Origin of the sequence: Nitrobacter hamburgensis X14 (genome assembly GCF_000013885.1) — a bacterium.
GTDB lineage: Bacteria > Pseudomonadota > Alphaproteobacteria > Rhizobiales > Xanthobacteraceae > Nitrobacter > Nitrobacter hamburgensis.
The window spans coordinates 1,945,714-1,958,147 of the sequence record NC_007964.1; the positions used below are offsets into that span (position 1 = coordinate 1,945,714).

A 12,434-nucleotide genomic window follows, 5' to 3' on the forward strand; every position below is an offset into this window, starting at 1 on the left:
TTGCGTCGGCGATGACGTTGCGCACGCTTACTGCGCCGGCAACGCCGAGATATGATCGCGCTTGGCAGGCTGCTTGACACGATGGTCGCTCCGGCCGACTGCCTGAAGCACCGCCGCGATTGCTTTGCGATGGAGGGCGTCGGCCTTGTCGATGCCGAAATGGCCGTACTTACCGCTTTCGTTGAGGTTGGACAGGCGGCCGCGGAACTTCTTGCCGGCCTCGACGGGACGTCCCCATTCGGTGGGCACGTAGAAATTGATGATTCGGCGGACATTTCGTGGAATCCGGTCCGGCGCCGTCGGATCGAAGTTCACGATCAGGGCCACGGGAATCCTGTTGTCGTTCAGCTTGCGCGCCAGGGAAATCGTCGTATCCGCGCCGTAGGAATGGCCCATCAGAATGATCGGCTCATGGTTGCCGGCGCGATATTGGGCCGTGATGCTGTCGGCGAGCGATGACCAGGATGTATAGGACACGGCTTCGGCCTTCACGCCGACTTTCTCGAGCTTCGCGGCCAGCTCATCCATGCCGAGCGAAAATACGTTGAACAGGCCGCGCATCAGATAGACGTGACCAGGCCGGTGCGACGCTGCGGTCCGCGCGTTGGCCGAGGTCGTGAGGAACCCGCAGATCACAAACAAGGCAAGACTTACAATCGCGGCGTGCAGGCCGCGGCGTGCAGGCGGAAAGGTGCTCGGCATAAATAAGTTCCAGTTCAAATGACCCGTGACCGCACAATATTTCGGCTCCACGTTCTCTCGTCAATTGTGTTGCCATAAATCCTGTGTGTTGTGATTGAAACGCCACACGTGGACTTGTGTCGTTGCAAGTATTCGGGGTCGGATGTGGGGTATTCTGTTTGCGGTCGGAGAGCATTGCGGCCAGGTGGGCGCACAATGTCAAATTTACTCCACGAGCCTGACTCGAACACGCAATATGACGGCGAAGGAAGTGGCGGGATCGCATGATCGCACGGCGGCATGTCTTTCATATCGGCGGATACGACCCGATTTCGCCGGAGCAGCAGCTTCATCGGTTCGCCCGGTCGCTGTCGGTGTTTCAACGGACCTGGGGCGTGAGGGCCGGGATCGCGAGCGGGATCGAGGCGACGCCGGTCAGCGCGTCGTGGGAGATGGAGGCCTCAGGCCCCAACTGGAACACCCGCACGGCCTATGAAATGCTGCGGTGGGACGACCTGATCCTGGAAGATCATGCGCGAGGCATGTGGTCCCGCCTCGGTCAGAGTGTCGTCACTCTGGTGGACTTTGTCCTCACCGGCACGCTGTTTCGTTTTATGTATGCAAGCTGGAAGTATGCCGGCTTCTTTCTGTTCCCGTACCTGTATGTCGCGGGGTTTGCCGCGTGCGGGGCGGGGATCGGATACGGCCTGGTCAGGCTCACGGGTGTGACCGGGTTTGCAGCACCCCTGCTGGCAGCGGCGGTGACCGTGGGTGTGGCGGCAGGTTTGCTGCGCCTGTTGGGCTGGCGATGGCCGATCAATCATGTGTTCGACGACTGGATCTTCTCGCGCGAGTTCGTCTACGGCCAGCGGCCGCGCATGGATGCCCGGATCGATCGGTTTGCGGAGCGAATCCTCGACCGGGTCCGCAACGCCGATGTCGATGAGATCGTTATTGTCGGCCATTGCCTCGGTGCCGCGCTGGTCATGGATTCGGTCGCGCGAGCGCTTGAGCGCGAGCCCGAACTCGCCCGGCGCGGCCCTTCGCTATGCATCCTGACCGTCGGCGCCACCATTCCGAAATTCTCGCTGCATTCGCACGGCGGGCGCATTCGTCAGGCCACGCAAGCCGTCGCCGACGAGCACCGGATCCGCTGGACCGAATACCACGCCCGCGACGACGCCATCAGTTTCTATCGCTTCGATCCGGTGACATTGAAGCGCGTCAGCCGCGAGCGTTCGGACGGACGCCCGAACATCCGGCGCGTGCAGTTGCACGACATGATGGACAAGGATAGCTTCCGGCGTCACCGGTTCGACTTCATGGTGTTGCACTACAAGTTCTTGATGGGAAACAGCGTGCGCGCCAACTACGACCATTGCCTCATCGTCTGCGGTCCGCTGCCGTTCGAGGAGATCACGGCGCCGCGCGGCGGTGTCGACCGTTTCGGAGAGGACGGCGCGCTTCTGAAGCGCGCGTCGTCCGAGGCGACCGCGGCGGCCAGGCCAGCGGACGCCGCCGTCGGCGCGGCGTAAGCGGCTCATGTCCATTGCACTGGGACAGACGATCTGGCTCGTCGGCGTCATCGCGTGGTTCGTCATCCGCTATCCCTACGCCCGCCGGGCGCGGCGCACCGCGACGTTGCGGCGCGACGGCACCTGGCGCGAGGGCGTACTTTTGGCCATCGCGTTTCTCGGACTGTTTGCGATCCCGATCCTGAATCTTGCGACGGGATGGCCGCGCGCTTGCGCCTACGATCCGGGCTATGGGCTCGTCGTGCCCGGCGCCGCATTGTTCGCCTTTTCGCTCTGGCTGTTCCGCCGCTCGCACAAGGATCTCGGCCGGCAGTGGTCGGCGGCGCTGGAGGTGCGCGAGGGGCATCGCGTCGTCCGCAACGGCGTCTACCGGACGATCCGCCATCCGATGTATGCCTCGTTCTGGCTCTGGGCGACCGCGCAAGCCTGCCTGTTGCCGAACGTTGTCGCCGCCTTCAGCGGCCTCGTCGCCGTGGCCGTGCTGTTCTTCGCGCGCGTGCGCTTCGAGGAGCAGATGATGATCGAGACGTTCGGCGAGGATTACCGACGCTACATGCAGGAAACCAAGCGGATTATTCCCGGCGTGTATTGATCGGCGATATCCGCATTCGACGAAGCGAACCGGCAAAACTTTTTGTGATGACGGGTATCCCGCCGGATAGATGCACTTGCATCTTTATCCCTGGCCGCTAGGTTGGACTACAGGGCCGTGAGGCCGCACAACCGCAGGATTTGTCCATGGCATCCCAGCACAGCACCGCTGTCATCGTCGGCAGCCTTCGCAAAGGGTCGTTTTCCCTGAAAATCGCCAAGGCCCTGACGAGGCTCGCGCCGCCTTCGCTCCAGTTTGACGTTATCACGCTCGGCGGATTGTCGTTCTACAACCAGGATCTTGAAGCCACGCCGCCGGCCGACTGGGTGAGTTTTCGCGAGCGGGTCAAGAAGGCGGATGCTGTCTTGTTCGTGACACCCGAATACAATCGGTCCGTTCCCGGCGTTCTGAAAAACGCCATCGATGTCGGATCGCGTCCCTATGGACAGAGTGTGTTCGACGGCAAGCCCGGCGGCGTCATCAGCAATTCGCCGGGCGCCATCGGCGGGTTCGGCGCCAATCATCATCTTCGCCAATCGCTGGTATTCCTCAACGTTCCGGTTTTGCAGCAGCCGGAGGCCTATGTGGGCGGCATTGGCGATGCGTTCGACGAGAACGACGAACTGGTCAAGGCGTCGCTGCGCGAGTTTCTCGAGGCCTATATCAAGGCCTTCGCCGCCTGGGTGGTTCAGCAGACCAGATAGCAACCTGCGCCCGGCCCGGTTGTTAGCGAAGCCTTAACCGGGCCGCCGCATCGTCAGGCCATGGTCTCGCGCTCACGACTCAAATCGGTGCTCACCGGGCTTGCCCTTTACGCAATGGCGGCGATGGTCGTCGGCTATTTCGGCGTCAACGCCTATACCGGCAAGTACGGCTTGAATGCCCGGCAGGAGCTCGATCAGGAGATCGTCGCGCTGACGTCGGAACTGGCGCGGCTGAAGGCGGAGCGTGCCGAGGGCGAGAAGCGGGTCGCGCTCCTGCGCTCGAGCGGAATCGACCCCGACATGCTCGACGAGCGCGTCCGCTATCAGCTCGACTACGCGAATCCGCGCGATCTGGTTCATATCATCCCCCAGAAGTAATTTCGAAGAGCGCGGCTGCGGCCGGCGAATGCAAGCCGTTCGCTTGATTTCGTCTGAGTTGGAAAACTTGTTGTCTAATTTCAAAAACCTCTGATTTTCGGTCACGGAATTTCGCAACGCGCTGCACCGCAGAAACCGCGCGCGTCAATTTGATCGCGCGCTTTCAAGGTTGTCTGAGTTGGGCTAGAGAGAGTGAACCCTTCCCGCACCCGGATTTAATATGGCCGCATCCAAAAAAAGCGTCGCGCAGGCAGCAGACAATAGCTCGAAAAACCCGTCCCCCCCCGCGTTCACGCGTGAACAGGACCTTCACGCGCTACGCGACATGTTGCTGATCCGCCGTTTCGAGGAAAAGGCCGGCCAGCTTTACGGAATGGGTGCGATCGGCGGCTTCTGTCATCTCTACATCGGCCAGGAAGCGATCGTGGTCGGGATGCAGATGGCGATCGGGGAGGGCGATCAGGTCATAACCGGCTACCGCGATCATGGTCACATGCTGGCCTGCGGCATGGACGCCAGGGGCGTGATGGCCGAACTGACCGGGCGGCGCGGCGGCTATTCCAAGGGCAAGGGCGGCTCCATGCACATGTTCAGCAAGGAGAAGAACTTCTACGGCGGTCATGGTATCGTCGGCGCGCAGGTGTCGCTCGGAACGGGCCTCGCCTTCGCCAACCGCTATCGCGGCAACGATCGCGTTAGCCTCGCTTACTTTGGAGACGGCGCCGCCAATCAGGGCCAGGTCTACGAGAGCTTCAACATGGCGGAGCTGTGGAAGCTTCCGGTGGTCTACATCATCGAGAACAATCGCTATGCCATGGGCACGTCGGTGACGCGCTCGTCGGCGCAGACGGATTTCTCCAGGCGCGGCGCGTCCTTCAACATTCCCGGCGAGCAGATCGACGGCATGGACGTCCGCGCCGTGAAGGCAGCCGGCGACAAGGCGGTGAAGTGGTGCCGCGACGGCAACGGCCCCTATATCCTGGAGATGCAGACCTACCGCTATCGCGGCCACTCGATGTCCGATCCGGCGAAGTACCGCACGCGCGAGGAGGTCGACAGGGTCCGGCACGATCAGGATCCGATCGAACAGGTCCGCAACCGGCTGCTGGCGGCCAAGGTCTCCGAGGACGATCTGAAGAAGATCGACGCCGAAGTGCGCGAGATCGTCAACGCAGCGGCGGACTTCGCGCAAAACGATCCCGAGCCCGACGTGTCCGAGCTTTACACCGACGTTTACCGCTGAGCGCGCAAGCCTTTTTTCGGAGCGATTATGCCAATCCAAGTTCTGATGCCCGCGCTTTCGCCGACCATGGAGAAGGGCAACCTCGCCAAGTGGCTGAAGAAGGAGGGCGAGACGGTCAAATCCGGCGACGTCATCGCCGAGATCGAGACCGACAAGGCGACCATGGAAGTCGAGGCGACCGACGAGGGCACGCTCGGCAGGATTCTGGTGCCGGAAGGCACCAACGACGTCGCGGTGAATACGCCGATCGCAACCATTCTTGCCGACGGCGAAAGTGCGGCTGATCTCGGCAACGCGGAAGCGCCGAAGGCCGCCAAAACGCCGGTCACTCCCGCCCAGGACGTTTCGAAGGACGTGGCGGAATCCCGTTCGCCGGTCGGCGAGGGCAAGCCGATGATCTCGGACCCGAAACGACCCGCCGGGCCGGCGATGGAGATTCCCGAGGATCCCGACATTCCTGCCGGCACCGAGATGGTGACCATGACCATCCGCGAGGCGTTGCGTGATGCCATGGCCGAGGAGATGCGCCGCGACGGCGACGTCTTTCTGATGGGAGAGGAGGTCGCCGAATATCAGGGCGCCTACAAGGTGTCGCAGGGCCTGCTGGCGGAATTCGGCGCACGGCGCGTGATCGATACCCCGATCACCGAGCACGGTTTTGCCGGCGTCGGCGTCGGTGCGGCGTTTGCCGGCCTGAAGCCGATCGTCGAGTTCATGACCTTCAACTTCGCGATGCAGGCGATCGACCAGATTATCAACTCCGCCGCCAAAACGCTTTACATGTCCGGCGGACAGATGGGCTGCGGAATCGTGTTTCGCGGTCCGAACGGCGCCGCCGCCCGCGTCGCCGCCCAGCACAGCCAGGACTATTCGGCCTGGTACTCGCAAATCCCCGGCCTCAAGGTGATCGCGCCGTATTCCGCCGCCGACTACAAGGGGCTTCTGAAGGCCGCGATCCGCGATCCCAATCCGGTGATCTTCCTCGAGAACGAAATTCTTTACGGACACACCGGGCCGGTGCCGAAGCTCGACGACTACGTGCTGCCGATCGGCAAGGCGCGGATCGCGCGTGTTGGTCAGCACGTCACGCTGGTCGCATGGTCGAACGGCATGACCTATGCGCTGAAGGCCGCCGATGAACTCGCCAAGGACGGCATCGAGGCCGAGGTCATCGACCTGCGCACGCTGCGCCCGATGGATACCGAAACCATCGTGGCCTCGGTGCGGAAGACCGGGCGCGCGGTGACCGTGGAAGAGGGCTGGCAGCAGTCGGGCGTGGGCGCCGAGATCGTCGCGCGCATCATGGAACACGCGTTCGACTATCTCGACGCACCGGTGATGCGCGTTTCGGGAAGGGACGTGCCGATGCCGTATGCGGCCAATCTCGAAAAGCTGGCGCTGCCGTCGGTGGCCGAAGTCGTCGAGGCGGCCAAGGCCGTCTGTTATCGGTGAGCGGGGTCTAGTCATGCCGATCAATATCCTGATGCCCGCGCTGTCGCCGACGATGGAAAAGGGCAACCTCGCCAAGTGGCTCAAGAAGGAGGGCGACAAGGTCAAGTCCGGCGACGTCATTGCCGAGATCGAGACCGACAAGGCGACCATGGAAGTCGAGGCGGTGGACGAGGGCACCATCGCGAAAATCCTGGTGCCTGAGGGCACGCAGGATGTGCCGGTCAACGACGTGATCGCGGTGCTCGCCGGGGACGGCGAGGATGTCAGGGCGGCGGCGAGCGGCGGCGGGGCGTCTGCGAAGGCCGAGGCGAAGGCCGAAGCAAAAACGGAATCCAAGGCGGGAGCGAAAACCGGTAGCGAGGGGGCGATTCGAACCCCGGACGCATCGTCCAGCGCGCCTGCGCCCAAGCCTGCATCCTCAGGGTCGCCAACGCCGCAGGCCAACGGCCAAGCCCGTGTGTTCTCCTCGCCGCTCGCTAGGCGGCTGGCGAAGGATGCCGGGATCGAACTGGCGCGCATCGAGGGCAGCGGCCCGCACGGCCGGGTCGTCGCGCGCGACGTGGAGCAGGCGAAATCCGGCAAGGGCCTCAAGGCGCCCGCCGCTGCGCCCGCAGGCGCTCCGTCGATCGCGCCGGCGATGTCCGACAAGCAGATCCTGTCGCTGTTTGAAGACGGCTCCTACGAAGTCGTGCCGCATGACAACATGCGCCGCACGATCGCGCAGCGCCTGACCGCCTCGATACAGAGCGTGCCGCATTTCTACCTGACGATGGACTGCGATATCGGACGGCTCTTGGCCGCGCGCGAGGACATCAACGCGTCCGCACCGAAGGACAAAGAGAAGAAGCCGCTCTACAAGCTCTCGGTCAACGACTTCGTCATCAAGGCGATGGCGATCGCGCTGCAACGCGTTCCGAATGCCAACGTGAGCTGGACCGAGGGCGGCATGCTCAAGCACAGGCATTCCGATATCGGCGTCGCGGTTGCGATGCCGGGCGGGCTGATCACGCCGATCATCCGCAAGGCCGAAACCAAATCGCTGTCGGCGATCTCCACCGAGATGAAGGATTTCGCCGGGCGGGCGCGTGCGCGAAAACTCAAGCCAGAGGAGTATCAGGGCGGCACCACGGCGGTCTCTAACCTCGGCATGTACGGCATCAAGGATTTCACCGCGGTCATCAACCCGCCGCACGCCACCATCCTCGCTGTCGGCGCCAGCGAGGAGCGGGCGGTCGTGCGGGGCGGCAAGATAGAGGCGGCGCACATCATGAGCGTGACGCTGTCCTGCGATCACCGCGCGGTCGACGGCGCGCTCGGCGCGGAGCTGATCGGCGCGTTCAAGACGCTGATCGAGAACCCTGTGATGATGATGGTGTGATGGTGATGGCGAGGACGCCGTCATTGCGAGCGCAGCGAAGCAATCCAGAGAGATTAAAGAAAGACTGGATAGCTTCGTCGCAGGTGCTCCTCGCAATGACGGACAAGGCCAATTCGGCGTCAGCCGCGAACCCCGGTGGCCGCCGCGGCGCAAGCGCGCCGCTCGCGCCGCCACCTTCTCCCACAAGGGGAGAGGGAAGCAAGAGAAGCTTCTAGACAATGCCCGACACCTCCTTCGACATCATCATCATCGGCTCCGGTCCCGGCGGTTATGTCACCGCGATCCGTGCGGCGCAGCTCGGCTTCAAGACGGCAATCATCGAGAAGCAGTATCTCGGCGGCATCTGCCTCAACTGGGGCTGCATTCCGACCAAGGCGCTGCTGCGCTCGGCGGAAATCTATCACTACATGCAGCACGCCAAGGATTACGGCCTGTCGGCGGAGAAGGTGAGCTACGATCCGAAGGCCGTGGTGCAGCGTTCGCGCGGCGTTTCCAAGCGCCTGAACGAGGGCGTCGGTTTCCTGATGAAGAAAAACAAGGTCACCGTGATCTGGGGCGAGGCGTCGATCGACGCGCCCGGAAAGGTCACGGTGAAGAAGTCCGATCCGCGCCTCATCACCGAGCCACCCAAGGGCGCGCTTGGCGAGGGCAGCTATCAGGCCAGCCACATCATCGTCGCCACCGGCGCGCGGCCGCGTGTGCTGCCCGGCCTGGAGCAGGACGGCAGGCTGGTCTGGACCTATTTCGAGGCGATGGTCGCGCCGAAGATTCCGAAGTCGCTGCTGGTCGTCGGCTCCGGCGCGATCGGCATCGAGTTCGCCTCGTTCTTCCGCACCATGGGGGCCGAGGTCACCGTGGTCGAGGTGCTGCCGCAGGTCCTTCCCGTCGAAGATGCCGAGATCGCCGCACTTGCCCGCAAGCAGTTCGAGAAGCAGGGCATCAAGATCATGACCTCTACCAAGGTCACCAAGCTCGACAAGAAGGCCGACAGCGTCGTCGCCACCATCGACGTGGGCGATGGCAAGCCGGTCGCCGCCGAGTTCGAGCGGGTGATTTCGGCGGTCGGCGTGGTCGGCAATATCGAGAATCTCGGACTGGAGAAGCTTGGCGTGAAAACCGACCGCGGCTGCATCGTGATCGACGGCTACGGCAGGACCAACGTGCCGGGTATCTACGCGATCGGCGATGTCGCGGGGCCGCCGATGCTGGCGCACAAGGCCGAGCATGAGGGGGTGATCTGCATCGAGGCGATCAAGGGTCTGCACCCGCACCCGATGGACAAGATGCTGATTCCCGGCTGCACCTACTGCCACCCTCAAATCGCGTCCGTCGGCCTCACCGAAGCCAAGGCGAAGGAGGCGGGCAGGGATATCCGCGTCGGCCGCTTTCCGTTCGCCGGCAACGGCAAGGCCATCGCGCTGGGCGAGGATCAGGGGCTGGTGAAGGTCATCTTCGACAAGACGACCGGGCAGTTGCTCGGCGCGCACATGGTCGGCGCGGAGGTCACCGAACTGATCCAGGGTTACGTGGTTGCGATGAACCTGGAGACCACCGAGCAGGAATTGATGCACACCATCTTCCCGCATCCGACACTCTCGGAAATGATGAAGGAAGCGGTGCTCGACGCCTACGGGCGCGTGCTCAATATGTAGGGAGACAAGCGGCGCTGTTTGGCCGAATCGATTATGGGCAACTTTAGCGGGCTCATGCTCCGCGCCGGGGCTACCGGGCCAATGGTTGCCCGGCGGTAACCATTGTTGCGAGTGCGCAACACCAATCGAACATTTAACCCTGCGGACAGGTGGCTCTTGCAGACGCCGCTATTTAGCCACACCACTTCGTGAACTATTGCCCGTCGGCTCAAGGCTGGCGCTCCTGGTGGCTTGGGACAACCCTCGCTTGGGAGCGGCTCCGGTCAAAAAGAGGCCGCCGGGGAGAACGGGTTCGCGATGGACGTCGAGACGGGCATCAAGAGCAGGCTGCCGAACCGTCATGGAACGGAAGGTCAGGAACGCGCGCGCGATCGCGCGCACCTGCCGGGGGCCGCTGTCGGCGGCCCGATCGGGTTGCTCCGGGATGGCGACATGGTCGAAACCGATGCGGTCGCCGGGACTCTTGACGTAAATTTGACCGCTGCCGAACGCGCCGAACGCAAGACCAATTGGCAGCTTCGCGCGACCAACCATACATCCGGCGTGCTCTGGAAATATACCCAGCAGATCGGACCGGCAGTCAGCGGTGTTTTGACCTATCGGGGCGGGGTGTACGAGAAATTGCGTTATGTGGACGTCTAGGAGCGTAGTTCTTGTTGCGTTGGCATTGGGCGCGGTCTGCGTGAGCGTACCGGCGTTTGCCTTTGACGGGACCGTGGCCGGCCAGTCCGATACCGCGGCGACGGCGCTTCCCGTGGCCTCCGCGCCTCTCGCCGGTGGCCAGGCGCTGAAGAAGGCGGTGCCTCCGAGCACCTCGCTGACGGCTCTGCAATATGCCGCCGAGGGCGGGCACCCTATTGCCCAGTGGCGGTTGGGGCGGATGTATGCGAACGGCGACGGCGTTGCCCAGGACGATCTGCGCGCCTTCGAGTACTTCAGCCGCATCGCCAATGCTCATGCCGAGGATAGTCCTTCGGCGCCGCAGGCCGGGATCGTCGCCAACGCGTTCGTGGCGCTCGGACGCTATTACCTCCAGGGCATCCCGAACTCGAAGATCAAGCGCGACGCCGAGCGCGCGCGCGAGATGTTCTCCTATGCGGCCTCCTATTTCGGCAATGCCGACGCGCAGTACGATCTGGCGCGGCTTTATCTGAAAGGTGTCGGCGCGCCCCACGACGTCAAGTACGGCGCACGCTGGCTTGGCCTTGCGGCGCAGAAAGGCCAGCATGAGGCCCAGGCGATGCTGGGCAAGTTGCTGTTCAGCGGCGACCAGTTGCCTCGGCAGGCGGCGCGCGGACTGATGTGGCTGACGCTGGCGCGGGATGCGGCCGCGCCGGACGAGACCTGGATCGCCGAAAGCTACAACAAGGCGATCGCGAAAGCCTCGGAAGACGACCGCGCGATGGCGCTGCAGATGCTTGAGCACTGGGTGCAGGGGCGGCGGGATTAGAGCCTTTCCGCTTCTGATGGAATCAGAAGCGAGCCTCTATGTTTTTGTTCGACGTGTTTTCTTCGCGCGAACCGGTCGCTGCTTCGCCTGAAAACGCTATAGAGACCCATGGGTCCGTTCAGGCCGATCCGGCGCCGTCCAGATCCAGATCGATCCAGACGGGAACGTGATCCGACGCCTTTTCCCAGCCGCGGACATGGCGATCGATACCGACCGCGCTGAGGCGGTCGCTGGCTTGCGGCGACAGCAGCAGGTGATCGATCCGCAGACCGTTGTTCTTCTGCCAGGCGCCTGCCTGATAATCCCAAAAGGTATAGTCTCCGGTGGCATCCGAGGCCGCACGCAGCGCATCGGTCAGGCCGAGCCCGAGCAGCGTCTGAAACGCCTCCCGCGTCTGCGGGCGAAACAAGGCATCGTCCACCCAAGCGGCGGGATTGTAGACGTCGCGCGGCGCGGGGATGACGTTGAAATCGCCAGCGAGAACAAAGGTCTCCTCGCTTTTCAGTCGCTCTTTTGAATATTCAATAAGTCGCGATATCCACTTGAGCTTATAAGGATATTTCTCGGTATTCGGCGGGTTTCCGTTGGGCAGATAGAGGCAGGCGATCCGGACCACCCCGTGCTTGAGCGAGACGACGCCTTCAAGGAATCGCGACTGCACATCGCCGTCATCGCCCGCCAATCGCGGCCGGGTTTCGTCGAACGGGAATTTCGACAGCAGCGCCACGCCGTTGAAGGTCTTCTGGCCGTGCGTCACCACATTGTAGCCGAGCGCCTCGATGGCCTCGCGCGGGAATTGCTCGTCGACGCATTTGATCTCCTGGAGACAAACGACATCCGGCGCGGTCTCCCCCAACCAGGCCAGAAGGTGATCCAGGCGCTGCCGGACCGAATTGACGTTCCAGGTGGCTATGCGCATGACGAGAGTTTCCAGGTGTCATTGCCGGACTTGATCCGGCAGTCCATCTCTCAAAAGCTCTTCTGTCGATGGATGCGCGGGTCAAGCCCGCGCATGATCAAAGGGAGGTAGAGTCTAGATCGAAAAGCTGGTGCCGCAGCCGCAGGAAGCGGTGGCGTTCGGATTGACCACCCGGAACGAGGCCCCGATCAGGTCGTCGACGAAATCGACTTCGGAACCGCTCAGGAACGGGACCGAGGCGGGATCGACCAGCACTACGGCGGTATCGCGCGCGATCACCAGATCGTCCTCGGCCTTGGCGCGCTCGATGTCGAACTTGTACTGGAAGCCCGAGCAGCCGCCGCCTTCGACGCTGATCCGTAACATGGCGCCATCGCCCTCGGATTTGAGGATTTCCCCGATCCGGCGCGCCGCGCGTTCGCTGACGGTTATGTTGGTTTCGGTCATCGT

Annotated in this window: 13 protein-coding genes; 10 read left to right on the plus strand and 3 right to left on the minus strand. The window is 63.1% G+C overall.

The genetic code is table 11. The features are described 5' to 3' along the window. Window positions 1-27: 27 nt before the first annotated feature. On the minus strand, window positions 28-702 hold the full coding sequence (locus NHAM_RS08915) for a thioesterase domain-containing protein (protein WP_011510241.1): 675 nt from the start codon (window positions 700-702) through the stop codon (window positions 28-30). A 263-nt stretch (window positions 703-965) separates the two neighbouring features. On the opposite strand from NHAM_RS08915, the gene NHAM_RS08920 reads away from it, so the two are divergent. The 10 genes from NHAM_RS08920 to NHAM_RS08965 all read left to right on the plus strand — a co-directional run bounded on the left by NHAM_RS08920 (window position 966) and on the right by NHAM_RS08965 (window position 11,065). Next, window positions 966-2,216, plus strand: a complete 1,251-nt coding sequence (locus tag NHAM_RS08920; RefSeq protein WP_011510242.1) for a hypothetical protein — start codon at window positions 966-968, stop codon at window positions 2,214-2,216. A gap of 7 nt (window positions 2,217-2,223) precedes the next feature. Then, window positions 2,224-2,808, plus strand: coding sequence for a protein-S-isoprenylcysteine O-methyltransferase (locus tag NHAM_RS08925; RefSeq protein WP_011510243.1), 585 nt, complete (start codon window positions 2,224-2,226; stop codon window positions 2,806-2,808). A gap of 146 nt (window positions 2,809-2,954) precedes the next feature. Continuing rightward, window positions 2,955-3,512, plus strand: a complete 558-nt coding sequence (locus NHAM_RS08930; protein ID WP_011510244.1) for an NADPH-dependent FMN reductase — start codon at window positions 2,955-2,957, stop codon at window positions 3,510-3,512. 60 nt (window positions 3,513-3,572) lie between these two features. Further along, window positions 3,573-3,890 (plus strand): FtsB family cell division protein, encoded by a 318-nt coding sequence (locus NHAM_RS08935; protein ID WP_011510245.1) that lies wholly within the window; start codon window positions 3,573-3,575, stop codon window positions 3,888-3,890. A gap of 220 nt (window positions 3,891-4,110) precedes the next feature. Continuing rightward, complete coding sequence (pdhA, locus tag NHAM_RS08940) at window positions 4,111-5,133, plus strand: pyruvate dehydrogenase (acetyl-transferring) E1 component subunit alpha (RefSeq protein ID WP_011510246.1); 1,023 nt, start codon at window positions 4,111-4,113, stop codon at window positions 5,131-5,133. A gap of 27 nt (window positions 5,134-5,160) precedes the next feature. After that, a complete protein-coding gene (locus NHAM_RS08945) occupies window positions 5,161-6,585 on the plus strand; it encodes a pyruvate dehydrogenase complex E1 component subunit beta (protein WP_011510247.1) in 1,425 nt (474 codons plus the stop codon). 13 nt (window positions 6,586-6,598) lie between these two features. After that, complete coding sequence (locus NHAM_RS08950) at window positions 6,599-7,963, plus strand: pyruvate dehydrogenase complex dihydrolipoamide acetyltransferase (RefSeq protein ID WP_011510248.1); 1,365 nt, start codon at window positions 6,599-6,601, stop codon at window positions 7,961-7,963. A 218-nt stretch (window positions 7,964-8,181) separates the two neighbouring features. Further along, complete coding sequence (gene lpdA, locus NHAM_RS08955; protein WP_011510249.1) at window positions 8,182-9,615, plus strand: dihydrolipoyl dehydrogenase; 1,434 nt, start codon at window positions 8,182-8,184, stop codon at window positions 9,613-9,615. A gap of 297 nt (window positions 9,616-9,912) precedes the next feature. Then, complete coding sequence (locus NHAM_RS08960) at window positions 9,913-10,257, plus strand: dihydroxy-acid dehydratase (protein WP_041357873.1); 345 nt, start codon at window positions 9,913-9,915, stop codon at window positions 10,255-10,257. Next, window positions 10,244-11,065, plus strand: coding sequence for a tetratricopeptide repeat protein (locus NHAM_RS08965; RefSeq protein ID WP_011510250.1), 822 nt, complete (start codon window positions 10,244-10,246; stop codon window positions 11,063-11,065). The genes NHAM_RS08960 and NHAM_RS08965 overlap by 14 nt, the downstream gene beginning before the upstream one ends. 118 nt (window positions 11,066-11,183) lie before the next feature. On the opposite strand, the gene xth is transcribed toward NHAM_RS08965, so the two are convergent. Together xth and erpA are read right to left on the minus strand one after the other, a co-directional pair. Then, complete coding sequence (gene xth / locus NHAM_RS08970; RefSeq protein WP_011510251.1) at window positions 11,184-11,984, minus strand: exodeoxyribonuclease III; 801 nt, start codon at window positions 11,982-11,984, stop codon at window positions 11,184-11,186. A 114-nt stretch (window positions 11,985-12,098) separates the two neighbouring features. Beyond that, window positions 12,099-12,431, minus strand: coding sequence for an iron-sulfur cluster insertion protein ErpA (gene erpA / locus NHAM_RS08975; RefSeq protein WP_011510252.1), 333 nt, complete (start codon window positions 12,429-12,431; stop codon window positions 12,099-12,101). Between the last annotated feature and the right edge of the window lie 3 nt (window positions 12,432-12,434).

What these genes read in the sequence shown, in the direction of transcription:
- NHAM_RS08915 (WP_011510241.1), bottom strand. Translation starts at nt 702, where the DNA reads ATGCCGAGCACCTTTCCGCCTGCACGCCGCGGCCTGCACGCCGCGATT.
- NHAM_RS08920 (WP_011510242.1), top strand. Translation starts at nt 966, where the DNA reads ATGATCGCACGGCGGCATGTCTTTCATATCGGCGGATACGACCCGATT.
- NHAM_RS08925 (WP_011510243.1), top strand. Translation starts at nt 2,224, where the DNA reads ATGTCCATTGCACTGGGACAGACGATCTGGCTCGTCGGCGTCATCGCG.
- NHAM_RS08930 (WP_011510244.1), top strand. Translation starts at nt 2,955, where the DNA reads ATGGCATCCCAGCACAGCACCGCTGTCATCGTCGGCAGCCTTCGCAAA.
- NHAM_RS08935 (WP_011510245.1), top strand. Translation starts at nt 3,573, where the DNA reads ATGGTCTCGCGCTCACGACTCAAATCGGTGCTCACCGGGCTTGCCCTT.
- pdhA (WP_011510246.1), top strand. Translation starts at nt 4,111, where the DNA reads ATGGCCGCATCCAAAAAAAGCGTCGCGCAGGCAGCAGACAATAGCTCG.
- NHAM_RS08945 (WP_011510247.1), top strand. Translation starts at nt 5,161, where the DNA reads ATGCCAATCCAAGTTCTGATGCCCGCGCTTTCGCCGACCATGGAGAAG.
- NHAM_RS08950 (WP_011510248.1), top strand. Translation starts at nt 6,599, where the DNA reads ATGCCGATCAATATCCTGATGCCCGCGCTGTCGCCGACGATGGAAAAG.
- lpdA (WP_011510249.1), top strand. Translation starts at nt 8,182, where the DNA reads ATGCCCGACACCTCCTTCGACATCATCATCATCGGCTCCGGTCCCGGC.
- NHAM_RS08960 (WP_041357873.1), top strand. Translation starts at nt 9,913, where the DNA reads ATGGACGTCGAGACGGGCATCAAGAGCAGGCTGCCGAACCGTCATGGA.
- NHAM_RS08965 (WP_011510250.1), top strand. Translation starts at nt 10,244, where the DNA reads ATGTGGACGTCTAGGAGCGTAGTTCTTGTTGCGTTGGCATTGGGCGCG.
- xth (WP_011510251.1), bottom strand. Translation starts at nt 11,984, where the DNA reads ATGCGCATAGCCACCTGGAACGTCAATTCGGTCCGGCAGCGCCTGGAT.
- erpA (WP_011510252.1), bottom strand. Translation starts at nt 12,431, where the DNA reads ATGACCGAAACCAACATAACCGTCAGCGAACGCGCGGCGCGCCGGATC.